Genomic DNA, 23306 nt, shown 5'->3' on the forward strand with positions numbered 1-23306 from the left:
GGGAGAGCTTTTGCGGTAATGGGTCTAAAAGGGAATTGAGATTTTTGTTGAAAATGGTTTGCCTTTCCGGTAAGGGTTATTGCCATTTTCTGGATGAGGGCGATCGATCAAAGCCTTAAAACGAAATACGATCGCTTGCTCTAGCTTGAGCAATTCTGAATTCGCATTAGTACTAGGCGTTGCTGAATCGGGATACGAACGGTGCAAATTTAGCTTCTGCATCGCCCCCTCAATCCCCCAATGCTGGAGGACTTTGAATTCTGGTTCCCCCAAATTGGGGGGCTAGGGGGGCGTATCATACGCTTATTCAGCAACGCCTAGTATTCCTGGTTGGCGTCAGCATTCCAGTGATAGAGCTGGCGGGCGGAGGCGATCCGTTTGAAATCCTGGGGAGTGTGGGGGAGGCTGGCTTGGTCAAGGAGGGTTTGAACGATCGCATAGTCCTCCTCGGTCATCGGTTCAAATTGAGCATCTGCGCCCAACGATTTCACGGTTCCTCGGATATAAATGACGGCTTCGTAGAGCGAATCGCCCAGCGCGTCTCCGGCGTTGCCGCAAATTACCATTCTGCCTGCCTGCGCCATAAAGCCGGAAAAGCTGCCGACACTGCCGCCCACCACAATATCGGCTCCTTTCAAGGAAATGCCGCAGCGCAAGCCTGCATCGCCATCGATGACTAATAGCCCACCGTGGGCAGACGCACCTGCCGACACCGAAGCAAAACCCTTAACGTGAACCCTGCCAGACATCATGTTTTCGGCGACTCCGGTCCCAGCGTTACCGTAAAGGGTGACGATCGCCTGTTTATTCATGCCTGCCGTGTAGTAGCCCGTATGCCCGTGGATCTCGACTTCGATCACCGTATCGATGCCCACCGCTAGATTATGCGCTCCGTTGGGATTGACGATCGCCACTTTGTGTCCATTGGGCAATTCAGAATGGTGCAGGTAGGCGTTCACCGCTCGCACAGGAGTTTGGCTCAGATCAAAGGTGTGGGTTTCGGTTGGGGAAGCAATGATTACACTGTCCATACATACATCTCCTCTGGAGCGGGTTCGTAGAGGTTTGCCTGATTGACGTCAGGCAGATGGGCAAGCGATCGAAATTCAGAAGCGATCGCCACATAGTCATCGGTTTCGGCAACGATCGCAGGTTTGCAGGCAAAAGGATCGCGAACGAGGGCAAGTTTATCTGCGGTTCCCATCAGGAAGGTATAAAAGCCGTCCAGTTCCTCAAAGCCGTTTTGAATCGCCGTTTCCAGATCATCGCCTTCCTGCATCCGCCATTCCAGGAAACGGCAGGCAGCTTCGGTATCGTTGTCGGTCTCAAAGTGAATGCCACGTGGTTCTAATTTCCGCCGAATCTCGTTCGGGTTCGAGAGCGAGCCATTGTGAACCAGACAAAAATCTTCGCCTGCGGTGAACGGGTGAGCGTGTGCCGGAGTGACGGCAGATTCGGTTGCCATCCGCGTGTGCCCGACAGCATGAGACCCTTTGAGCGATCGAAATTCATATCGGTCAGACACGGCGATCGGTGTCCCGGTATCTTTGTACAAATCGATTGTGCGTCCGGCAGACAGCAGGTGAAGCTGCGGATAAGCCGACTTCAGCCACGCTCTAACCGTCTGCGGCGGCAGATCAGTCATGAGGACTGCCTGATTGCCATGGGGGTCGATCGTTGCCTTGCCCAGTTCGCTCAATGATTGGGGGAGAGCTGACCAGTCAATCGCCTGATTGCCCGCGTAGAGGCTGTATTTGCGATAGGGATCGGGGAGGGTAGCGGTGAATACTGCAAGTCCGGCGGAGTCAGGTCCACGATCGCTCATGCCAACCAGCATGGGGACAAGCAGTTCGCCAAGGGAATCGCGCAGGGATGGGGTTTTGATCAGGAGTCCGACGATACCGCACATAGGGGGATAAGGGGGGAGGGGTAAGGGAGATGGGGCTAGAAGAATTCCAGGTAGCGATCGACTTCCCAATCTGAAACATGGCGGCAGTATTCGATCCATTCCATGCGTTTCAGATTGATAAATTCGGGGGCGAGTGGACCAAGGGCGGATTGGATTACAGCGTCGGATTCGAGAGCGTCGATCGCCTCGCTTAGAGATTGGGGCAGGGTGCCGATGCCTTTTTCTTCGAGCTGTTCGGGAGTGAGGTCGTAGAGATTGCCGTTGAAGGGTTCGCCGGGGTCAAGTTCGCGTTCGATGCCGTCTAGCCCGGCTGCGATCACGGCGGCGGTTGCCAGATAGGGGTTGCAGGAGCCATCTGCAAGGCGCAATTCGAGCCGTCCACCAGGAATACGCACCATGCTCGATCGGTTGTTGTCGCCGTAGCTGATGTAAGCGGGTGCCCAAGTTGCGCCACTGAGCGATCGTCCCACTACCAGTCGCTTATAGGAATTGATCGAAGGGGCACAGAGAGCAGTCAGAGCATGGGCATGGGTCAGCAGCCCGCCGAGGAAGTGGTATGCCAGTTTTGAGAGTCCCAGTTGGTGCGGGTCGCTGTGGTCTTCAAAAAGATTGGTGTTGCCTTCGGCGAGCGAGCAGTGAATATGCATCCCTGTTCCGGTGCGGTTGGAGAAGGGCTTGGGCATAAAGGAGCAGATTAGCCCCATGTCGCGGGCAATCTCTGAGGCTGCCATCTTGAAGAAAATATAGCGATCGGCGGTGGTGAGGCAGTCGGTGTAGGTGTAGTTGATTTCAAACTGTCCGTTGGCGTCTTCATGATCGACCTGATAGATATCGAAACCAACCTGTTGCAGGTTATCCACCAGCTTCTCGATGTAGCCAATGCTGCGCGACAATCCTTTGTAGTCGTAGCAGGGCTTGTCGAGGGTGTCGGTGAAATCATAGGGGCGAAGGTTGCCGCGTCGGTCTTTTTTGAGCAGCATGAATTCGGGTTCGACTCCCGTGTTGAGCGTCCAGCCGTGCTGTGTGAGGCGATCGATCTGCTGCATTAGCACGTAGCGGGCATCGTAGGGGTAGGGTTTGCCTTTGACATGACCCACGCAAACAATTCGGGCGAATCCGGGCATCCAGGGAACCAGAGAAAGCGTGTTTAAATCACCAACTGCCAGATAATCTGGGCTGTTCGGTTCCATGCCCAGTCCCCAGACGGCAAATCCGGCAAATCCGGCTCCCGGATCAAGAATGTCTTCCAGATGGGAGGCAGGAACGGCTTTGGTTTTGGCAACACCGTGAATGTCTACGAACTGAGCGAGGATGAATTTGATTTGATGGGCTTCGAGAAACTGTTTGGCTTCGGTAAGGTTCATGGGTTCTGGGGAAGGTAGAGATTGTTGGAGGAATAGCAGCGGTGCAACATCGTCCCCTCAATTCCCCAAGGTTCGGGGATTTTGAGCAGTTCAACCTTTCTTTTGCAAAAGAACTGCCTGCATCGGCTCAGTTTCGCCCGAAGTTGGGGGGTTAGAGGGACGGTTCGGCGAATTATCGTAACTTCTTCGATTTTTAGTGAGAGAACTGTTTGCGTCGCTACCTAATTCCGCAGCAATTTCATTCAGAGTTTGCCAAACATAGTGGCGGTAAGTTGTGTCGCACCACAAACGGTATTGGGGAATTGGAGCCTCTTCGATCGCCACAATCACGGATACGCCGATCGCCGAGGTCAGCACAATAGGACGATCGCTAGAATTAAACGATCGAAAACTGACGTTGCAGATTTGAGCAAATAGATCGTGAACCGCTTTACCTGAAAGAACGATCGCCAGATCTTGCCGCAAGACGGGATAAACCTGCGGCGGCAGATTTGAATCAGCCCGAAGCCGATGCGAAGCACTTTTCCCTTCGGGGTAATCGCCAATCTCTCCATCGTCCTCGATTAGAAATTCTGTCAGTCCCAGTCGGGCGATGCGTCCACCGTTCGCCAAAGGGAGCCAGGAATTCGGGCGATCGGGAATTGGGAATTCGTGCGCTTCCAGCCATGCCGCCGCACCTGCTCCTTTTACGCCGAATCGGGGGAGCGCAGAGACATCAGCTAAATCGACTAAATCATCTGTTTCAGAAATCAAGGGGATGATTGCGGCAGGCTTTTGCTCAAGCTTTTGCTCAAGCTTTTGCTCAAACTCAAGATGGCTTGCCTCAGGCAGCGGCGATGCCGTTTTCTGGCGGGTGTTTGCTGGGTCATAAAACGGAGTTGGGGTCACGGTGGCAGTGATCAGGAAACCATCCGATCGCCTCACCGTAAATTGACTTCCCACTTGAGATAGCTCTGGTTTGACATACGCCAGCCCAATATGGCGAGCGAGTGAGGGACTGTAAGCAATGCTGGTAATCCGTCCGGCAATGTCGCCGTTGTGAATCACCAGATGGCATTCCTGAGGCGGCGTGCCACTAAACTCGTTGAGGGTAAAACCAATCAGGATTTGTTTGGGCGAGCGATCGGCATGAATCTGGAGGCTGCGCTGGCCAATGAAGAAGGGTTTGTCAGTTTTCACTGCCCAGTTGAGGTTCGCTTCATAGGGTGTGGTGAGTCCGTCCGTGTCCTGTCCGACGATCAGGTGTCCTTTTTCCAGCCGCAGCAGCCTTTGTGCTTCCACGCCGAAGGGTTGAAGGCTGTAGGGCTTACCTGCCCGGGTTAGGGCGTCCCAAAGGACGGGGGCATTTTCGGCAGGAACGTGGATTTCGTAGCCCCACTCGCCCACAAAACCGACGCGCATGAGGAGAGCTGGAATGCCTGCCACCGTTGCCGATTGCACTGCGAGATAGGGAAACGCCGCGCTCGACAAGTCCAGATCGGTAAGCTGGCTCAGCACAGCACGGGAAAGCGGACCCGCGAGATTCACTGCCGATTGCGCCCCGGTCAAATTGACTAAACCGCAGTCCATTCGCCACATCGTATTCAGGCGAGACAGCTCGCGATAAATTGAAGCGGCGTTAGAGGTCGTCGTTGTGAAATAGAAATGGTCTTCGCCCAGCCGGGCAATCACGCCATCGTCGATCACCACGCCCGACTCGTCCAGCATCAGCGCGTAGCGGGTCATCCCGACTTTCAGATTTGCATAGCGTCCGGTGTAAACGCGCTCTAGAAAAGCGGCTGCGTCCCGTCCGCGAATCTCCAGCTTGCCCAGCGTTCCCACGTCGATCAACCCAACGCGCTGCCGCACGGCGAGAACCTCGTCCTGGATGCAGGCTTCCCGGTTTTTGTTGGGCTGCTGATAGTATTCTGGTCTGCGCCACTGTCCGGCAGACATCCACTTGGCGTTGAGGGCAAGGTGGCGATCGTGCAGCAGTGTTCTTCGCTCTGGCGTGAATCCGCGTCCGGCGAGGTGCGACATCGGCACAGGATGAAAAAATGGTCGCGCCGTCGTGGTTCCGACCTGTCCTGGTGTTTTGCCGGTCAGCTTCGCCAGAATTCGCAGCGCATTCACATTAGAATGTTTGCCCTGACTTGGACCCATTCCCACGGTCGTAAACCGCTTCAATAATTCAATATTGTCAAATCCTTCCTGAATTGCATTCGGAAAATCTTTGTATTGCAGATCTTCATCGAAATCGACAAAGTTTTTACCCTGCGGGTGAGGCACGATCGCCCAGGGATGGGACGGTGATTCTGATTCTGCGGGGAGATTGATCGCCACCGATTCCCCACCGCTGAGAAAAGCAATCGCCAACCGTGCCGCCCGTTCTCCGTCGCGTCGTTTATTCTCCGGCTGATACACCCCATTGACCCGACCGCAAGCAAATACACCCGGCGGCAGCAAATCCGGCACAAACTGCTGAATTCGGTCATCAAAACGCATCTTTGCCCCTGCCTGATAAAGCAAATTTGCCGCTCCCGCCCAACCCACACTCATGAGAATGCCATCACAGGCGATCGTCTGACGAGATGCAATTTGCGGCTGTCCGTTGGAGTCGATTACCCCAAAGGGGGAACTGCTTCGCATCGGACAAATCATTGCCGCACAAACGCCATCGCCTTGAGGATTTGCTTTTGCCTCATAAATTGCCTGTCCGGGATAGATTGGAACGCCTCGCTCACGCACCGTCTGTACCACTGTCGAACTCGGAATATCCGATCGCAAATCTACGATCGCCCCGACTTCCATCCCATGCGCCAGCAAATCCAGAGCCGCCCGATAACCATCCTGATTTGCCGTAAAGACGATCGCCCGGTGCATTGGCTTAACCGCATAGCGATAAATAAGCCGCTGTGCCGCCGAAGCCATCATGACGCCTGGCAAATCGTTGTTGCGAAAGACCGCAGGCTGTTCATAAGCCCCGCTTGCCACGATGACTGACTTTGCCCGCATTTTCGTCATGCGTGTGCCGTCTACTAGGGGAATCCAGAAGTCGGCATAGTAGCCTGCTGCTACTGTACCGGTGTAGAGCCGGATGCGGGGATGGGCTGTGACTGACTGAATAAGGGATTGGGTTTCGGCGGCGATCGATCGATCATCCCCAAGCTGGTAGAGTCCTGCGCCGCCCGGTTTCGCGTTCTCATCCACAATCACCACATCTGCGCCTGCTTCGGCTGCGGTGAGTGCAGCAGTGAGTCCAGAAATGCCTGCGCCAATTACAAGCAAATCGCAAAAGTCATATCGCTTCGGGGTGCGTATCCAGGGCGTTTTGAAATCGACTTGCCCCAGCCCAGTTGTGCGACGAATCAGGCGTTCCCAAAAGGGAAAAAGCTTTTTGTTGTTGAACGTTTTGTAATAAAACCCAACCGGCAAGAAGGGCGATAAAAAGTTGAGAAAGCTAGCGCGATCGTGCTCCACACCTCCGAACGTATTGACTGCTTGCAGCGACATTCCTGGCTCAATTGCCGTCACGTCTGCCCGCACATTCAGCTTCTCGCCGGACTGCATCAGGGTATTCACATCATGATTCGCCAGGCTGAGAATTCCGCGTGGGCGGTGATATTTAAAGCTGCGTCCCAACACCTTTTGACCCGAAGCCCATAGCGCAGCAGCGATCGTATCTCCTGCATATCCGGTCAATACTTTCCCTTCAAACGAAAACTGAATGATTGTATTGCGATCGATCCATTCCCCAGGAATTGGCGGTAGACGATAACTCATGACTCGCCTCCGTATAAATAGGTTTGTGTCACTTCGTCAGTTAATGTATTTCGCTCTGCAATAAACCAGGTGTTGCTGGGTGCGTGACACCACCATTCGCGTTTGATGCCCGGAACATTATTTCGATAAAAGATGTAGGCTGCCCAAGTTTGATCATCTACGGAGTTAGGGTCAGGCATTTCGCGATACTCGCCGCCATACACAAATTCGCTGATCGATCGCGTACCATTAATGGGACAGGTCATTAACTTCATCGCTGCTTTTCCTGTTATTTATTAATGGGCAACTGATGCCGCGCCTTTTTCACCAATCAATTCATACCGGGTAAATCGATCGATCGAAAAGTCTTGGATTAATTCGTGCGCTCGATCGTTCGCGACGGTGTATGCCATCGTTTTGCCGCAAACTGGAGTCGCCTTAAAGCCCCAGGTTCCCCAGCCTGCATCCAAGTAAAATCCGGCGATCGGCGTTTTGCCCATCATCGGAGCGAAATCAGGCGTCATGTCTGCCATGCCTGCCCACTGGCGCACAATTTTGGCGTGAGAGAGGAAGGGAAACAGATCAAGCATGTGAGCCGCTAATTCTTCGGTGAAATCCAGCGTCGATCGCGTTGAATGCAGCTCATAGGGGTCAAGCGACGCGCCCATCACCAGTTCGCCCCGCGCCGTTTGGCTGACATAAACGTGCAAATTGCCAGACACAATAATCGGGTCAAGCCAGGGCTTCATCGGTTCGCTCACCAGAGCTTGCAGCGGATGGACGTAGAGGGGCGATCGAATTCCCACCATTTGCAGCAAACGCGGCGTAAACCCAGCAACGGCACAGAGGACACGCGGCGTTTCGATCGTCCCTCGTGAAGTTTCGACTCCGGTAACGCGATCGGACTTCACCTGAATTCCCAATACTTCCGTTTGCTGATGAATTTCTACGCCGCGCTGATCTGCCCCTCGCCCATAGCCCCAGGCGACCGCATCGTGTCGAGCAATGCTTCCCGGCGCATGATACAGAGCACCCAAAATCGGCGCGTGACCGTTACAGGTCAGATCCATTTGCGGGCAGGCTTCCTGAATCTCATCAGGACTGACCAACTCACTGTTCACACCGATATGCTTATTGGTTTCCGCCCGCCAGCGCATTGTTCGCAAGGTGGCATCGGTATGCGCCAGGGTGAAATGTCCCCGCGTCGAGTAAAACAGATTCAAATCAAAATCCTGCGACAAATCCTGCCACAAGCGCACCGACTCATCGTAAAACTTCACTCCTTCCGGCGTGAGGTAGTTCGATCGAATAATCGTCGTATTTCGTCCCGTATTGCCGCCGCCCAAATAGCTTCTTTCCAGCACCGCCACATCGGTCATGCCATAGTCTCGTGCCAGATAGTAAGCGGCTGCTAAGCCATGTCCACCCCCGCCAATAATTACCGCGTCGTAGCTCGACTTCAGGCGATCGGGCTGGCGAAACATTCGCGGTTCTGGATGGTCTTTAGTAAGGGCAAAGCGCAGCAGATTAAGCGGCATAAAACGATAGATGCATGAATTTCAGGATGAACTTAAAAGAAATATCTTTTGAGGCGTGCTAAAGGGGATACATTGCCCTTTTCAAATCTCCTTTAACGAAATACAACAGTCTTATTTCCGTGAACCAGAACGCGATCCTCAACGTGATACCTTAGCCCACGCGCCAGAACGGTTTTTTCGATATCTCTGCCGTAGCGAATTAAATCTTCCACAGCATCCGAATGGTCAATCCGAATCACATCCTGCTCGATAATGGGTCCTGCATCGAGTTCAGATGTGACATAGTGACAGGTCGCACCAATTAATTTGACGCCGCGTTGATGCGCCTGGTGATAGGGTTTTGCGCCAATAAAAGACGGCAAAAAGGAATGATGGATATTAATAATTCGACCAGGATATCGATCGCACACCTCCGACGACAACACCTGCATATAGCGTGCCAGCACCATCACATCGCCATTCACCGACTCAAACAGGTGCATGATTTTGTCGTAGGCGATCGTCTTCGTTTCCGGTGTAACGGGCACATGATAGTAAGGAATACCGTGCCACTCGACCAGCCCGCGAAATATTTCGTGGTTAGAAATGACGCAGGGAATTTCAATGTCGAGTTCTCTGCTCTGCCAGCGGGCCAGCAAATCATAGAGACAGTGGTCGGATTTGGATACTAGAATCACCACCCGCTTTTTCTGCGCCGAATCCGTTACCTGCCACTGCATTTTGAATTCATCGGCGATCGGCTGAAACTGCTCTCGCAACGCTTCGATTCCAAACGGCAGCGAATCAGCAAGAATTTCCTGCCGCATAAAAAATCGCTGAAAGTCCTGATCGGCGTGGTGTTGCGCCTCCACGATCCAGCCCTGATGACTGGCGATAAAGGAACTCACCGCCGCGACAATGCCAACGCGATCGGGACAGGACAAGCTAAGCGTATATCGGCGGGAAGAAGACACGAGACCAAATTCCCATTCGGAAACTTCGTTGAATATCATCCAGCATTGTTTCCTGTCTGTCAACATTGTTTCCTAGCATGATTCACCTGCTATGATTCATAGGGGCGCACCGCAGGAGAATTGCTGCATGGCAGAAACCGTTCCCTCACACATTTCCTCAGACGTTTCCTCGCAGAAGCTGGAGCATCCCGGACTGGAGCATTACCTGGGCAATACGATTCGTGACCTGCGCCAGCAACATGGGCTGACGATCGCAGAAATCGCCGATCGCGCCGGAATTTCTCGCGGAATGCTCTCTAAAATTGAAAATGCTCAAACTTCCACCAGCCTGGAAACTCTGGAGAAACTGGCAAATGCGCTGGGCGTTTCCCTGTCTACCCTGTTTCGCAAATACGACATTCCCGAAGGCGGAGCGCAGTTGGTCAAAAACGGTAAAGGCATGGAAGTCGTGCGGCGCGGCACCAAACGTGGACATACCTACCAGCTTCTCGCCTACGATCAGGGACCAACCAAGCGATTTGAACCCTTTCTGATCACAATGGATGATGCTTCCGAAGTCTTTCCCACCTTCGAGCATCCCGGCATCGAGTTTATTCACCTGCTCGAAGGCAAGCTGGAATACCGCCACGGACGACAAACTTACCTGCTCGAACCGGGCGACTCCCTCACCTTTAGAGGCGACATTCCCCACGGACCCGAAAAGCTGATCACCCTGCCAATTCGGTTCCTGACTATTATTTACTACGACAATTTTGCGATCGACGCTCGGGCAGAGTAAGGGATTGGCATACTACATTCGCTCAAGTTCTACCCAACTCCCAAATTCAAGTTGTAGCGAGTTGCGTTGCTGAAGGTATTCACTTCAAGGAAATAGGTTCCTGTTTGCAGCACTCTGGAAATTGTTGAGTTATCACTGCCGCTCGTCACCCATTCGCCGCTATCAATCAATCCATTATTGTTAGCATCAAAGTACAAAGTAACAGAAGCCGTTGCTGCTAGACCATCGATATTGACATTCAGAGTACGGGCTGTATTCAATTTGAATTTGTAGTAATCTAGCTCATCAAAAGCCCCAACGAAATCTTGTATCGTTTGATTTTCTAAAGGGGTACCCAGGTCGTATGCGATAGCGGCTCTATTGCCCGGATCGACAGGTAAATTACCAGGATTAGGTTTCGCTTCTACAATAAGATCATAGCGAGTTGCAGAACCAAAGCTATCTACTTCAAGATAATAAGTACCGGGTAGAACGGTTCTGGCAATAGTATCATTGTCGCTGCCGCTCTCCAATCTTTCGCCGCTGTCAATTAATCCGTTGTTATTAGCATCAAAGTGTAAATTTACAAAAGTAGTTCTCGATAAGCCATTGATATTCACATTAATGTCGTTAATTTGAGGCAATGTGAATTTGTAATAATCCGAAGAATCAAATGTACCTACAAAATCCCTCGCCGTAGCCGGAAAGGTTGAAAGATTGAATGCTGTACTCGCTGTATTGCCCGGATCAGTGGGAAGATTACTCGGATCAGGGGCAGCAGCGATCGATAGATTGTATTGGCTTGAAGAACCGAATAAGCTTTCTACTTGAAGATAATAAGTGCCGGGTAGAACAGTTCGGGCGATCGTATTCCCATCACTACCACTATCGAACTGCTCACCGTTATCAATTAAACCATTATTGTTAGCATCAAAATATAGACTGACCAAAGCAGGTGATGATACACCGTCAATATTCACATTAATATTGCTGATCTGTGACAGCGTGAATTTGTAATAGTCCAGTCGGTCGGAATTGCTAACAGATTCTGAGAGCCTCATGTCACCCGAGAGGATGCCTAGATTTCGAGCGATCGCAGTTGTTTCACCTGGTTCAGCAGGAACAGAAGAAGCACGAAGGCTGTAGCGCGTACTGCCTCGACGACCAGGAAGCCGTACCTGAATGTAATAGGTTCCAGCCTCTAGGGTCGTAATAATTTGCTCTGTCTGAAAACCTGTTTGATCTGAGACTCCGACCGAAACGCGCCTTCCATTGAGTAACTTAACGCGGGCGTCTGCCTGTAGATTATTCAGCGTTAGGTGAAAGTTGATTGGACTAGAAGCTTTAAATTTGTAGAAGTCAACTCGATCGCTGTGCCCCAACGCACCGCCAGTGGCTCGATTGAGCTGAAGATTACGCGCACCCTGAAATGTATCATCAGAACGACGACGCACCATAAATATCCTTCAATATCCTTTAAGATTCACAGGCTCTTATTTTTCCCTGCTTAACCAATCGATGAACAGCTTGTAGTGACTTGAGCAAGAGCGCAATTCCTCGAAAAGACCAAACGATCGATCGCTATATTCAATCGCTACCTTGAAATCGCACTGATTCCGTCACCTGCCTTTGTTAGGATAGTTGAGCTTATTTACCTTTCCGAATCTCTTTTTCTAAGCCCCCATGAGCGAAACCACCCTGCCTGCCCTGATTCAGCAAATGCTGCAACCGGAGTTTTATCCTCATGCAGTGCGATCGCCGATTCAGCTCATTCAAACCCACATTTCCTATGTGCTGCTGACTGGAGACTATGCCTACAAAGTCAAGAAGCCATTGAATTTTGGGTTTCTAGATTTTTCAACGCTGGAGAAGCGGCTGCATTTCTGCCAGGAAGAACTGCGGCTCAACCAGCGCGGCGCAGGGGCACTGTATCTAGAAGTTTTGCCGATCGCGCAAAATGGGGAACGGCTTGAGCTTGGCGGCAGCGGCGAGCCGATCGAGTATGCGGTGAAGATGCGGCAGTTTCCCCAGGACACTCTGTTGACGGAGCTGTACGATCGCGGCGAACTGGGCGAGGAACTGCTGATCGAGCTGGCAAAGACGATCGCCACCTTTCACCGAGAAACGGACACCAACGACTATATTCGCAGCTTTGGCAAAGTCGATCAGGTGCGGCAGGCATTTGACGAAAACTACGAGCAAACCGAACAGTATATCGGCGGACCCCAGACCCAGCAACAGTTTGACGACACTCGCGCCTATACTGATCGCTTTTTCGCTGAGCAGCAGGCGTTATTCGATCGGCGGATCGCGCAGGACAAAATTCGTGAATGTCACGGCGATTTGCATCTGCGAAATATTTGCCTCTGGCAAGACAAGCTGTGGCTATTTGACTGCATCGAGTTTAATGAGCCGTTTCGCTTTGTGGATGTCATGTACGACATTGCCTACATCGTGATGGACTTAGAAGCGCGGCAGCGACCCGATCTCAGCACGGTTTTTCTGAATGCCTACGCGGAGCAAACCGGAGACTGGGAAGGTTTAGAAGTGTTGCCAATTTATGTGAGCCGTCAAACCTACGTCCGGGCAAAGGTCATTTCCTTTATGCTGAATGATCCGGCAGTTCCGGCAGCAGAGAAAGACCAGGCAAAAGCCACTGCCTCGGACTATTACCGTCTCGCCTGGGAAGGGGCACAGCCCAAACAGGGAAGTTTGACTTTAATGTGTGGATTATCTGGCTCCGGCAAAACGACCACAGCAAGATTGCTCGCCAAGCGACTGTCCAATCAATCAGGTACGGTTCACATTCGATCGGACGCAGTCAGAAAACATCTGGGCGGCATTCCCCTCGATCAGCGCGGCGGGGATGACCTGTACACAAGCGAAATGACTCAGAAAACCTATGCCCGATTGCTGGAACTGGGAATTTCGCTGGCAGACCAGGGTTATGCTGTGATTCTGGATGCGAAATACGATCGCCAATCCCTCCGCCAGCAGGCGATCGATCAGGCAAAAGCACATCATCTGCCGCTGAAAATCATTTATTGCACTGCCCCGGTTGACGTGCTGCGCGATCGGCTGATTCACCGAACTGGAGACATCGCTGACGCCACGGCGGATCTGCTGCCCCAGCAATCAATGGAACCGTTTACTACAGCAGAGCAGGCGTATGTACGGGCAATTAATACCACACAGGATGTCGCTTCGCAGCTCAACCAGGATAATGAGTAAAGACCGAATTTTTCGTAGGATGTCTTAGGCAAAAGCGCATTCATGGAATTGATGCGTGACGATGTGCTAACACATTCTGCATAGTACGCACTTAGAGGCAAATCTGGAGGCTGACAATTCATGTACCGCTTCCCAACCGATGTCGGCATTCAGTTTGCTTTGCGCGTCTGGATTGTGTTCATTCTGGTGTTCTGGCTAGTGCGGTTTCGGGCAGAGCTGGCAATTTTGCTGGGCGCGCTGGCAGGGGTGATGGCAGGCATTCTGATGACTTATTGGAAAGCACAAAAGCTGCCTGACGCCCCGCCCCCTGCGGAACGCCCTGACCATCCTCTGTTTCGGGTGAGTGACCGAATTGCAAAACGGCTCAGGCGATCGACCGAGAAGAACAATCTCGAACAGCAATCGATTCGTAAGCCGCGCCGCCGTCGGTTGGGGAAGGCGCCTAACTGGAAGCGGTAGACTGTACTTCTACGGAAGGCTGGGAACTGCGGTTGAGCTGTCCATCTAGCTGCTGAAGTTCATAGAGCTTGACGCCGATCTGGTATTCGTACTGACTTAGCAAGCAGCCATAAACATATCCGGCTCGTCCATCCAGGAAACCCAGCCGCACCAGATAGAACCAGACAAACCGCAGAAGAGGCTTAAACGGCAGCCGTACCCAAATTTTCTTCAGAAACCGCTTGCGCTGAACTGCGTCTCCGGTCAAACTCGCGCCGATCGTTCCGCGATCGTCCATGCCGTTGAGCAGGTTGTAGTACACTCTGGCTTCCCAGTTGGAATAGCGATTGTGTCGCGCCAACCAGTGATAAACATCGCGAAAATCGATGTGCAGCATATCTTCTTTTAGATAGCCAACATTGCCGTTGAGAATCACGTGTTCATGCACTTCGTTGTCGCCTGTATTGGGAATGCCCTCGGTTTGCAGGGTTTCGTAGCGTCCCTTGGCATGACGAAACAGGCGCAGATTCCAATCAGGATATTTGCCGCCGTGCCGAATCCACGTCCCCAGGAAAAAGACGCGGCGATTCAGGTAATAGCCGTCATAATCTGGATTTTGAATTACTTCTGCAATTTCATCCCACAGTTCTGGCGTGATTCGCTCATCGCAGTCTACAATCAGCACCCATTCATGCTGAAACGGTACATTGTCGAGCGACCAGTTTTTCTTCTTAGGCGATCGTCCGTTGAAGTGAAACTGCACAACTTTTGCGCCATAGCGTTCGGCAATTTCCACGGTGCGATCGTCGCTCTGGGAATCAACCACAAAGACCTCCGCTGCCCGTGAAACGCTTTCCAGGCAGGCAGGAAGGTTGGCTTCTTCGTTTTTAGCGGGAATGAGGACGGAGATGGGGAGTGACATAAGCGTGAATGAGTAGAGGGGTGGATGGGGGGATGAGAAGATGCAGGGGTGGGGGTTAGGTATTCTTGGTTGCGTTTAGCATTCCCTCGATCGCCGCTTTTAGATAGCCCAGTTGACCGTAGGCGTATGTAAAGTTGTCAAATCGTTGGGCAGGGTCGTTCCAGTGCTGGAGCGATCGGTGGAGTCCGCGCAGCAATCGCTCTGTGCCTCTGGTCAGTTGGGGAAGTCCTGACCGTCCGGCAAGCTGTTCCCGATAGCATTCGCTGATGCCCTGCCACCAGCCCCGTCGCAAAAACCACTGCTGGCAAAGGCGTTCGGGCGCGACATGATGGGCAACGAGGGCATCGGGCAAATAGGCAACTTTCCAGCCTTGCGCGAGTGCTAGTTCGGTCATGTGCAGTTCTTCGTTCGACAGCAGATTTTTGCCGACTCGTCCCAGAGCGCGATCGAATCCGCCGACCTGCTCTAGAAAACTGCGACGAATCGAGTAGTTCAAGCCTCTGGGGGTTTGTCCTGGACGATCGATCCAGATGAGCTGATTGCCCAGATCGTATGCGCCCAAATTTTCGCTCAGCCCAGTTGATAACCATTGCGGCGGCGAAGCATCCTGCCAGAGCAGCGTCACTTTTCCTCCGGCGATCGCCAGTTTGTTCCACTGCTGGTAGGCATCCCAGAGGTTTTGCAGCCAGGCTGGACTGGCAATGGCATCGTCATCCAGGTAAGCCAGGATGGGGCTATGGGCAAGGTTTGCGCCTGTGTTACGGGCAACCGATAACCCTAAAGTTGGCTCGTAGCCGTAGCGCAAAAGCGGATTTTTCTGACGGGATTCGACGACTTCACGAGTGCGATCGGTTGAGGCATTATCAATGACCAGCACCTCATACGCCCCAGAGAAATTCTGATCTAACAAACTATCGATCGCTTTGCCGAGATAGTTTTCCCGGTTGTGTGTGCAAATAATGGCAGAGATCTGCGGATCGGGCATTGCGGTGTTGAATGGAACGATCGCTGTTAGAGTGCCCGAATTCGCATGGCGATCGATAGGGGAGAGTGGAGGGGGGTTTTTAGGGGCGGGTGATTTTTAGCATTTGGTTGCCGCCTTTTTGCAGTTCGTAGCTAACTTGCTGGATTTCACAGCGATAGCCCTGGGCGGTGAGGGTTTCCAGAACGGGCTGGAGGTGGGGAGAAGGGTGGAGCATCAGGGTCAGGAGGGGGAAGATTCTGACCTCGTGGCAGACGCGCAGCATTTCGGCGATCGATCGCAGGTGAAAGTCCGTATCAAACTGATCCGAGTAGAGAAAGAGGAAGTGGGAGCATAAGCCCAGCTCGTATTGTCCGTCTTCAGCATTCAGGCGGGGAAGTGCTCCGGGAGTATAGCGATGCTCCGCTTTGCCGGTCTCAAAATCGGCACAAAACCGCGCTGCAACCTGCAAGCGATGCTGCTTCAAATCATTGGGCGATCGATGATACGTCCAGACCCAATCCTTCGGGGTCGCTTTGATCTGGTCAATAATACCGTCTACGACGGCAAGGACGCGCTGCTGAATCTGTTCGGCAGAAAAGATATAAATCGGATCGATCGAGTGAATGTTGTAGCCCTTTGCAGTTCCTTCAGCATTAAAGCTGGCAGGTCCATCGCCAATGCCCAGCATGGACTTCTGTAAGTCTCGATCGCTCAAGTTAAATAAATGAATATACTCATCTAGCGATCGACCAAACGGAACGACCTGATCGAGCTCCATTGCCATAATCACTTACTGCTTATTGCTAAGGGTGAAGGCGCGGAAATACTTTGCCTGCTGCTCGATCCGGGAGGCAAGCCGATCGCAGACAAGATTGCACAGCTCAAAGATCAGGTCATCGGCAACGCTGTAATAGGCAGACGTGCCCTCGCTGCGGCGGTTCAGAATGCCCGCTTGTAGCATTACTTTTAGGTGCTTGGAGACGTTCGCCTGACTGGTTTCAGTAGCTTCGACCAGATCCTGAACGCACTTTTCGCCGTCGCGCAGCACATTGAGAATGCGGAGGCGCATCGGTTCGCTCAGAACACTGAAATAATCCGCGACCTGCTGAACCACCTCACTTGGTACAGATTCCGCCGTTTTCATGCTGTCTTACCCCGCAAGCTGTAATCCCGAAAGCTGTGGCTGCCCAAGCCTCGATCGCCTAAATTCTAGCACTTTACTCTTTTATGCCAATAGAGTAATCATCTTAGCGATCGGCGGGGGAAACCTCAAGCTTTGGCAGCATCCGCGAAGCGAATCTTCAAGTAATCTTCCTCCATTTTGGCTCCAGCAGGTTGCAGGGCAGCAAGTGCTTGGGGCAGAACAAGGTTGCGGCGATGGTTGCCGATGCGAATATTCAGTTCATCGCCCGTCTTGCTTAGCTCCACCTGATTTTTGGGGATACCTGGCAGGTACACTTCCAGGCTGTACTGGTTTTGCTCCTGCACGACCCGCAGCGTCGTTTCTTTGTAATAGACCTGTGCCGGGTCTTCGTTGGCATACAGCGTTTCCTTCAGGCGATCGAGTGCCGCCATACCGCACATTTCTTCTGAAAACAGAGGCACTTCCTTCACAGGCAAAGGCCGGAAGTTATCGTGAATCTCCTGGCGATACTGCTGCTGATTTTCTTTCCACCGCTGGAAGAAAGGGTCGGTCACCTGATCGGGAATGATCCGGTTTGCCACCACCATATCGGTCGCGACGTTGTACAGGCTCAGGTAGGCATGGGCACGCAGCGATTCTTTGATCACCATTTTTTCGGGGTTTGTCACCAGCCGCACCGAAGTTTTGGTGTTGTCGGTCAGGACTTTTTCCAGAGCTTCGATCTGCTCGTAAAACTCGTAGGGCGCGTCCATTACTTCTTTGTTGGGCAGCGAGAATCCGGCGATCGGGCGAAAGATAGGTTCCACAAGCGGACGCAGCGCAGCCGAAACCGCCTGAAGGGGCTTGTAAAATCGCCGCATATACCAGCCTGCTACTTCCGGGAGGCTCAAGAGCCGCAGTGCCGTGCCTGTGGGAGCCGAGTCGATGATCAATACATCAAATTCGCCTTCGTCATAGTGCCGCTTCATTCGCACCAGGCTAAAAATTTCGTCCATGCCGGGAAGGATCGCGAGTTCTTCTGCCGCGACACCTTCCAGTCCGCGTGCCTGCAACACTTGAGTAATGTATCGCTTTACTGCACCCCAGTTCCCTTCTAGCTCCATCAGCGCGTCTAGCTCTGCGCCCCAAAGATTCGGTCGCACTTCACGAGGGGCGTGTTCTAGCTCCAGATCAAAGCTGTCTGCCAGCGAGTGAGCGGGATCGGTGCTCAGCACCAGCGTTTTGTATCCCAATTCGGCACAGCGTAGCCCCGTTGCTGCGGCGACGGATGTTTTCCCTACGCCACCTTTTCCCGTCATTAGAATTACGCGCATTGAGGCTAACTCCTTCCTGAGAAACCGTTATACTCCTTTACCTAATGTATCGGGTTTTCCCATTGTTCGGAAGTTCGGGTTATGGACTCGATTTAGGAAAGTGCTGCTTGACGACATCCCAAACGGAGCAGTGCCAGTAGTCGCTATGGGCAACGATGAGTTCCCGATCGTTGAGTTGCAGTTCGCTCCAGCCATCGATCGCAATCCGGGGTTGCCACGGCAGCGGGGTGATCCAGCTTAGCGTCCAGTCGGTGCGAATCTGGTTACCGTGTCGCTGAATCTGGTGCAGGTCGAGCCGGGGCTGGCGAAACCAGGCTTGGATAAAACCAATCATCCGACGGTAGCGATCGCGCCCCTGAAACTGATTAAGCGGATCTTTAAAAAGAACATTTTCTGCGTAAATCTCATAGGTCTGGTTCGAGGGAAAGTTGCGATAGTCAGCCTGCAAAACTTCTAAGATGTCCATAGCAGTACTTATTAGAAAGGGGAGAGACTGGATCATTTTGCGGTGCAGAAGTCGCACTGCCTAAGCAAAAACTCACTCGTAAGAAAGCGTAGAATCAGACCGTAGGACTCTGTATTTTGGCGGTTGGTTTCACTTTTTGGATTCCGTTAGAGTTCAATTATTGCCTGGGAATGATAGGAAATGCAGCTTTGTTCTCGGCTTAAACGATCCCGGCTAGGGAATTCTGCTTATCGCGATCGATGTAAGCTGCTGTAAGACAATGCTTATAAAACTGCATCTTAAAATCGTCTGCTGACGTTACTGTTCTTTCACCTGCCATAACAACTGCTATGGAACCGACTCCTATCCTTTCCCACAAGCTTGTCGATCGCTGTCATGTGATCCTGCCTGACACGCCAAAACCGATCGGCGCAATCTACTACGATAGACAGTATTACGCTTATGTCAAATGTTTCCCGACCGTAGAAATTGCTCGCCGTAAAGCGGAACTCATGACCCAGCGCGGCAATACGGTGTTGCTCACTCGGATTCCCAAAGGGCTAGTGCTCTGGGTGCTAGAGCCGGATGCAAAGCCAGTTCCAAAGCCAGTTCCAAAGTCAGCGTCGAACCCAGTTCCAAAATTAGCTCCAAGGTCAGCTCCAAGGTCAGCTTCAAGGTCAGTGAGTCAAAGGTTCATTGTTTAATTTCTGATTTGCAGGTAGATCTTTTGCCAAGTAGCCAGACCGGCTCAGTGGGTCTTAACCCAGTCAAAGCCCCTTTTGAACTAGTGTCTAATGCAGAGAGTGTGCGATCGTGAGTGCTAAGCGTTTGCCCCAAACTACCGCCTATGTAAGGATTACTCATCAGTCCTGGCAGCAGGGCAAGATCGAAGGTGAAGTGCGAGCCAGTGAGTATGAGTGGCATTTTCAGTGGCGGTTTAAGCAGGGCATTTTGTCGGTCGAGCCTTCTCTGGGACGGGCGTTAATTAAGGAGCCGCTGAGCCGATTTTTAGAAAGCTGTGACTACCAGCTTGAGCCGGGTGGGGACTATTCGTTTACAATCCGAGGTGAAATCTAGGTTTCGTCACGGCTGCTCTCAACGGTTCTTGAAAACGGAAGTGGGGTTTGGCTGTACTGCGATCGATTTGCCTACTCTCACCGATTGCCTGCTCTCCCTTACTGCGTGGTGAATCACTACCTTCTTATTAAATCAATCAAAATAGGATGAAAAATTAAGCTGTAGATGTTGTTCTATCTATAGGGTTGAAGTCTGAGGGTTGAAATCTGTAGGGTTAAAATTGCTCGATCGGTTAAGCAAACGATCAATTAGATTTCCTTATTTTATTTTTAAGCAAAAGCGTCCTAGTCTCAAAGGCGATAAGCCTTCACAGACGAGCGAATCCAGGATAAAAAATTCGATTTCTGGCGTTGCTGAATCGGGATATGAACGGTGCAAATTTAGCTTCTGCATCGCCCCTAAATCCCCCAATGCTGGGGGACTTTGAATTCTGGTTCCCCCGAACTTTGGGGGGCTGGGGGGGCGTATCATAGGCTTATTCAGCAACGCCCGATTTCCCTTTATGCTGCAATCTAAAACGATCGAACATTGATTCATCGCACTTTGACAAAAGCCGATAGCAAGAGTCGATGCTTCTGCAATTCAAGGGCGGCTCACTCACAAGTTAAGCCGGTTTAATGTAGTCTATCCTCAGGTTAGCCGCAGGAGCCATCCATAAGAACTTGAAACAGGCGGCAGCTTCCAGAAATTTTTGTTCGCCTTAAGTTGTCTTCTCAAGATACGCCAGAAATTAGAGTAGTTTTTCACGATAAAAATACGACATTCTAATTTTAGCTTGCGCCCTAGAAAAATCGGGTTCTTTGTCAGAGTTTGCTGAAATTTATGAAGGAAAAACTCAGTTATATTGATGAACTTATTGCTTTTAGCATATATCTCTTAGATATATTCTCTTCGGGTAACTTTGCAGATGGCGCAGCAGTTCCAATCGTCCAGACGAAAACGAGGAGTGATTCTAAGCTCTAGAGGATGGCAGCGAGTACAAAGTGCTGAGCAAAAATCAGCAGAGCAGGACAACGGGAGCCGTGCCTATACGCTCGATCAGCTCAGCGAACGAACGGGCTTAAGCCCGAATACCATTACAAAAGTTCGACGACGCCGATTAGCAGTCGATCGACAAACGCTGGAGTTCTACTTTAGTGCAGTGGGTCTAGAACTCACCCCTGAAGACTACATCAGCCTTGATCCTGACACTGCAAATGTGTCCCGTTCTCAAACTCCTCTACAGGGGCAAGTTCCGCTTGACTCGCCCTACTACATTGAGCGCCAGCCAGACGAGCAGATTGCTTACGAAGAGGTCTTGCAGCCCGGTGCGCTGATTCGGATCAAGGCTCCCCAGCAATCTGGGAAAACATCTTTGATGACCCGAATTCTTGCTTCTGCACGGGACAAAGGAATGCGAGAAGCCGTTGTCAGCTTACAGCTTGCAGATTCTAGTGTTCTCACCGATTTCAATCGCTTTCTTCGCTGGTTTTGCGCCGTTGTCACCCACAGCTTGCACCTGCCGAACCGGGTCGATGAGTATTGGAATGAGGTTTATGGCAGCAGCTATAACTGCACCAACTATTTTGAGCGGTACTTGCTGACTGAAATTGACAATCCAATCGTTCTAGCGTTGGATGAAGGCGATATTCTGTTCAAGCATCCTATTCTGGCGAATGATTTTATGGCAATGGTGCGTGCCTGGAATGAAAAATCACGCTATGGCAATGATGGCAGCGAACTGTGGCAGCAGCTACGCCTTGTCGTTATCCACTCCGCTGAATCGCTGGTTGGTTTACCGTTTAATCTAAACCATTCTCCCTTCAACATTGGGCTGTCGATCGAATTAAAGAACTTTAATCAGGAACAAGTTCAGGAACTCATCCAGCGTTACGGCATTAATAATCATCAGCGAATTGCACCGGATTTGATGAGCTTTTTAGGCGGTATTCCCTATCTCATTCAGCTGACGCTGCACCACATTAGCAATCGTGAGGTTTCATTCTCTCAGATTAAGGAAGAAGCAATTTCGACAAACAGCATCTTTAGTTCTCATCTTCGTAACCTATTCGCAAAACTACAGCAATCCTATCCGCAGCTTATTCCACTGTTACAGCAAGTAGTCAATGCATCAGAGCCGATCGTTCTAGATCCGATCGATGCTTTTAACTTGCAGTGTGTTGGACTCATTCGCTCAATAAATTTACACGTCGAGCCAAGCTGTATGCTGTATCAGCAGTATTTCTCCCAGGTGCTACGGCGTTTCTAGTCCGCACTTAAGCTACACTACTTTTTGATTTTTTTAATCATCAGGTCGCATCTTTATAATTATCAGGCTGCATCAATCATATCTCCGTAGCCATCTTCTTAAAACAGTTCTGCTTGCCTGAATTTATAACAATTAAGCTTATGTCAATCAAATTATCAACTAGATCTACAGCAATTCAATCTACAGCAAATTTACAATCAAAAAGGGTGAGCCGTTCACCCACCCCAATAATCGGTTGATGTTTCTGTAGTTTTCGCTGCAGGTTTGTAATCGATCGACGATCGGCTAATTGACCAGCATATTCATCATTTCGTTCGCTATAGATCCACCAACCCATCCATTAATGCTTACGAAAAGCATGAGGAAGAATTAAACATCCGTGCGGGCAACGACGGTGCGGGGGCTACGAGTGCCAATCGACGAACCAATCAAAGCCGAAATCAGACCGAGTAGCGAACCCAGTACAAATGACCAGCCAACCTTTGCGGCATTTCCTGCAATATCGCGAGCTTCCTGCGGATTAACGTTCGGAGCCTGATCCGGCAGATTTGTCGCTGCTCCAGGAACTTGCTGAAGCACGTCGCCTGCATTAGAAGCCACTACACCAAACGCACCAGATACACCGCTGGACAATAGCCAAGCGCTAGCGGCCAAAGTGGTCGCCCACAGAATTGCACCATTCAGTAAAGCAGTGCTGCGATTCATTGGACCACAAGAACGAGCCGTTACCCAGCCGCCCAAAAACAGGGAAATCAGTAGGCTGATAATTGACCAGATGCCAACTGCCGTCCCAACATCACCCGCAGCCGCACCGGGAGCACCCGCACCAGCCAGCGAAGACAGGCCGATCGCTGCACCCAAAGCACTTAGAACAAGCTGGGAGGCGATTGCAGTCATGAGTCCAGCCAGAATCGGACCCCAACGAACACGATCATGATAGTCTGCGGCAGCGACTACAGCAGGGCGATCCATTACTCTACTCACGGGGTCATTGTTGTATGCCATACGTTATTTTCTCCTGATAAGCACGAGTATCGAAACTAAATATCAAACAGTGCCGTTTTTTCAAGCGTTATTCACGTCCGCAAGTAGACCTATGCATTTGCATACATTAGAAGCCATGAAAGAAGCTACAAACGCAGGAGCACTTCAAACCTTGAAACCGACACGAATGATTAGCAATAACTTAAAAATAGGCAGTAAAGATAGATGTTACACCTATCTTGAGAGGTAAGTTTTTCTTGGTAGATTAATTGATATTT

At 51.3% G+C, this 23306-nt stretch carries 20 protein-coding genes and 1 pseudogene; 6 read left to right on the forward strand and 15 right to left on the reverse strand.

The window, feature by feature from the left end:
• Positions 1-317 precede the first annotated feature (317 nt).
• The 7 genes and pseudogenes from NDA02_RS06600 to purU form a co-directional block, all read right to left on the reverse strand.
• Complete coding sequence (locus NDA02_RS06600; RefSeq protein WP_348254663.1) at positions 318-1031, reverse strand: protein glxC; 714 nt, start codon at positions 1029-1031, stop codon at positions 318-320.
• Positions 1019-1909 (reverse strand): class II glutamine amidotransferase, encoded by an 891-nt coding sequence (locus tag NDA02_RS06605; protein WP_348254665.1) that lies wholly within the window; start codon positions 1907-1909, stop codon positions 1019-1021. The genes NDA02_RS06600 and NDA02_RS06605 overlap by 13 nt, the downstream gene beginning before the upstream one ends.
• A 35-nt stretch (positions 1910-1944) precedes the next feature.
• A complete protein-coding gene (glnT, locus tag NDA02_RS06610) occupies positions 1945-3273 on the reverse strand; it encodes a type III glutamate--ammonia ligase (protein WP_190793871.1) in 1329 nt (442 codons plus the stop codon).
• Positions 3274-4116: 843 nt separating this feature from the next.
• A pseudogene (locus tag NDA02_RS06615) lies at positions 4117-7035 on the reverse strand (2Fe-2S iron-sulfur cluster-binding protein); the annotation flags it as partial.
• A complete protein-coding gene (locus tag NDA02_RS06620; RefSeq protein WP_190793869.1) occupies positions 7032-7289 on the reverse strand; it encodes a sarcosine oxidase subunit delta in 258 nt (85 codons plus the stop codon). The pseudogene NDA02_RS06615 and the gene NDA02_RS06620, both read right to left, overlap by 4 nt.
• Before the next feature lie 21 nt (positions 7290-7310).
• Complete coding sequence (locus NDA02_RS06625) at positions 7311-8552, reverse strand: FAD-dependent oxidoreductase (protein ID WP_190793868.1); 1242 nt, start codon at positions 8550-8552, stop codon at positions 7311-7313.
• Between the two features lie 92 nt (positions 8553-8644).
• Positions 8645-9505 (reverse strand): formyltetrahydrofolate deformylase, encoded by an 861-nt coding sequence (gene purU / locus NDA02_RS06630; RefSeq protein WP_190793867.1) that lies wholly within the window; start codon positions 9503-9505, stop codon positions 8645-8647.
• Between the two features lie 127 nt (positions 9506-9632).
• On the opposite strand from purU, the gene NDA02_RS06635 reads away from it, so the two are divergent.
• Positions 9633-10283, forward strand: coding sequence for an XRE family transcriptional regulator (locus NDA02_RS06635; RefSeq protein ID WP_190793866.1), 651 nt, complete (start codon positions 9633-9635; stop codon positions 10281-10283).
• Positions 10284-10312: 29 nt separating this feature from the next.
• Here the strand turns inward: NDA02_RS06635 and NDA02_RS06640 are convergent, their stop codons facing one another.
• A complete protein-coding gene (locus NDA02_RS06640) occupies positions 10313-11719 on the reverse strand; it encodes a PPC domain-containing protein (protein ID WP_190793865.1) in 1407 nt (468 codons plus the stop codon).
• A gap of 226 nt (positions 11720-11945) precedes the next feature.
• Between NDA02_RS06640 and NDA02_RS06645 the strand changes: the two genes are divergently transcribed.
• Positions 11946-13493, forward strand: coding sequence for an AAA family ATPase (locus tag NDA02_RS06645; protein WP_190793864.1), 1548 nt, complete (start codon positions 11946-11948; stop codon positions 13491-13493).
• Between the two features lie 120 nt (positions 13494-13613).
• Complete coding sequence (locus NDA02_RS06650; RefSeq protein ID WP_190793863.1) at positions 13614-13952, forward strand: hypothetical protein; 339 nt, start codon at positions 13614-13616, stop codon at positions 13950-13952.
• Here the strand turns inward: NDA02_RS06650 and NDA02_RS06655 are convergent.
• The 6 genes from NDA02_RS06655 to NDA02_RS06680 all read right to left on the reverse strand — a co-directional run bounded on the left by NDA02_RS06655 (position 13936) and on the right by NDA02_RS06680 (position 18740).
• Positions 13936-14853 (reverse strand): glycosyltransferase family 2 protein, encoded by a 918-nt coding sequence (locus NDA02_RS06655; RefSeq protein ID WP_190793862.1) that lies wholly within the window; start codon positions 14851-14853, stop codon positions 13936-13938. The two genes, NDA02_RS06650 and NDA02_RS06655, sit on opposite strands and share 17 nt — an antisense overlap.
• Positions 14854-14908: 55 nt before the next feature.
• A complete protein-coding gene (locus tag NDA02_RS06660; RefSeq protein WP_348254668.1) occupies positions 14909-15838 on the reverse strand; it encodes a glycosyltransferase family 2 protein in 930 nt (309 codons plus the stop codon).
• A 79-nt stretch (positions 15839-15917) separates the two neighbouring features.
• Positions 15918-16601 (reverse strand): SAM-dependent methyltransferase, encoded by a 684-nt coding sequence (locus tag NDA02_RS06665; protein WP_348254670.1) that lies wholly within the window; start codon positions 16599-16601, stop codon positions 15918-15920.
• Between the two features lie 6 nt (positions 16602-16607).
• Positions 16608-16961 (reverse strand): metalloregulator ArsR/SmtB family transcription factor, encoded by a 354-nt coding sequence (locus NDA02_RS06670; protein ID WP_190793859.1) that lies wholly within the window; start codon positions 16959-16961, stop codon positions 16608-16610.
• 125 nt (positions 16962-17086) lie between these two features.
• On the reverse strand, positions 17087-18274 hold the full coding sequence (locus tag NDA02_RS06675; protein ID WP_190793858.1) for a TRC40/GET3/ArsA family transport-energizing ATPase: 1188 nt from the start codon (positions 18272-18274) through the stop codon (positions 17087-17089).
• A 79-nt stretch (positions 18275-18353) separates the two neighbouring features.
• The gene (locus NDA02_RS06680; protein WP_348254672.1) at positions 18354-18740 is read right to left on the reverse strand and encodes a DUF2358 domain-containing protein; all 387 of its coding nucleotides are present in this window, start codon (positions 18738-18740) and stop codon (positions 18354-18356) included.
• 329 nt (positions 18741-19069) lie between these two features.
• On the opposite strand from NDA02_RS06680, the gene NDA02_RS06685 reads away from it, so the two are divergent.
• The 3 genes from NDA02_RS06685 to NDA02_RS06695 all read left to right on the forward strand — a co-directional run bounded on the left by NDA02_RS06685 (position 19070) and on the right by NDA02_RS06695 (position 22044).
• Entirely contained in the window at positions 19070-19423 is a 354-nt protein-coding gene (locus NDA02_RS06685; protein ID WP_348246297.1) for a hypothetical protein, read from the forward strand.
• Positions 19424-19532: 109 nt separating this feature from the next.
• Positions 19533-19796 carry a DUF3146 family protein gene (locus NDA02_RS06690; RefSeq protein WP_190789643.1) on the forward strand — a complete coding sequence of 88 codons (264 nt, stop codon included), beginning with the start codon at positions 19533-19535 and terminating at the stop codon, positions 19794-19796.
• A gap of 907 nt (positions 19797-20703) precedes the next feature.
• A complete protein-coding gene (locus NDA02_RS06695) occupies positions 20704-22044 on the forward strand; it encodes an AAA-like domain-containing protein (protein ID WP_348246295.1) in 1341 nt (446 codons plus the stop codon).
• Between the two features lie 369 nt (positions 22045-22413).
• Here the strand turns inward: NDA02_RS06695 and NDA02_RS06700 are convergent, their stop codons facing one another.
• Entirely contained in the window at positions 22414-23049 is a 636-nt protein-coding gene (locus tag NDA02_RS06700; protein WP_190789645.1) for a hypothetical protein, read from the reverse strand.
• Positions 23050-23306 lie beyond the last annotated feature (257 nt).

The sequence above is a fragment of the Leptolyngbya sp. ST-U4 genome (assembly GCF_039962215.1).
Classification (GTDB): Bacteria; Cyanobacteriota; Cyanobacteriia; order Elainellales; family Elainellaceae; genus Leptolyngbya_A.

What these genes read in the sequence shown, in the direction of transcription:
- NDA02_RS06600 (WP_348254663.1), bottom strand. Translation starts at nt 1,031, where the DNA reads ATGGACAGTGTAATCATTGCTTCCCCAACCGAAACCCACACCTTTGAT.
- NDA02_RS06605 (WP_348254665.1), bottom strand. Translation starts at nt 1,909, where the DNA reads ATGTGCGGTATCGTCGGACTCCTGATCAAAACCCCATCCCTGCGCGAT.
- glnT (WP_190793871.1), bottom strand. Translation starts at nt 3,273, where the DNA reads ATGAACCTTACCGAAGCCAAACAGTTTCTCGAAGCCCATCAAATCAAA.
- NDA02_RS06620 (WP_190793869.1), bottom strand. Translation starts at nt 7,289, where the DNA reads ATGAAGTTAATGACCTGTCCCATTAATGGTACGCGATCGATCAGCGAA.
- NDA02_RS06625 (WP_190793868.1), bottom strand. Translation starts at nt 8,552, where the DNA reads ATGCCGCTTAATCTGCTGCGCTTTGCCCTTACTAAAGACCATCCAGAA.
- NDA02_RS06635 (WP_190793866.1), top strand. Translation starts at nt 9,633, where the DNA reads ATGGCAGAAACCGTTCCCTCACACATTTCCTCAGACGTTTCCTCGCAG.
- NDA02_RS06640 (WP_190793865.1), bottom strand. Translation starts at nt 11,719, where the DNA reads ATGGTGCGTCGTCGTTCTGATGATACATTTCAGGGTGCGCGTAATCTT.
- NDA02_RS06645 (WP_190793864.1), top strand. Translation starts at nt 11,946, where the DNA reads ATGAGCGAAACCACCCTGCCTGCCCTGATTCAGCAAATGCTGCAACCG.
- NDA02_RS06650 (WP_190793863.1), top strand. Translation starts at nt 13,614, where the DNA reads ATGTACCGCTTCCCAACCGATGTCGGCATTCAGTTTGCTTTGCGCGTC.
- NDA02_RS06655 (WP_190793862.1), bottom strand. Translation starts at nt 14,853, where the DNA reads ATGTCACTCCCCATCTCCGTCCTCATTCCCGCTAAAAACGAAGAAGCC.
- NDA02_RS06660 (WP_348254668.1), bottom strand. Translation starts at nt 15,838, where the DNA reads ATGCCCGATCCGCAGATCTCTGCCATTATTTGCACACACAACCGGGAA.
- NDA02_RS06665 (WP_348254670.1), bottom strand. Translation starts at nt 16,601, where the DNA reads ATGGCAATGGAGCTCGATCAGGTCGTTCCGTTTGGTCGATCGCTAGAT.
- NDA02_RS06670 (WP_190793859.1), bottom strand. Translation starts at nt 16,961, where the DNA reads ATGAAAACGGCGGAATCTGTACCAAGTGAGGTGGTTCAGCAGGTCGCG.
- NDA02_RS06675 (WP_190793858.1), bottom strand. Translation starts at nt 18,274, where the DNA reads ATGCGCGTAATTCTAATGACGGGAAAAGGTGGCGTAGGGAAAACATCC.
- NDA02_RS06680 (WP_348254672.1), bottom strand. Translation starts at nt 18,740, where the DNA reads ATGGACATCTTAGAAGTTTTGCAGGCTGACTATCGCAACTTTCCCTCG.
- NDA02_RS06685 (WP_348246297.1), top strand. Translation starts at nt 19,070, where the DNA reads ATGGAACCGACTCCTATCCTTTCCCACAAGCTTGTCGATCGCTGTCAT.
- NDA02_RS06695 (WP_348246295.1), top strand. Translation starts at nt 20,704, where the DNA reads ATGGCGCAGCAGTTCCAATCGTCCAGACGAAAACGAGGAGTGATTCTA.
- NDA02_RS06700 (WP_190789645.1), bottom strand. Translation starts at nt 23,049, where the DNA reads ATGGCATACAACAATGACCCCGTGAGTAGAGTAATGGATCGCCCTGCT.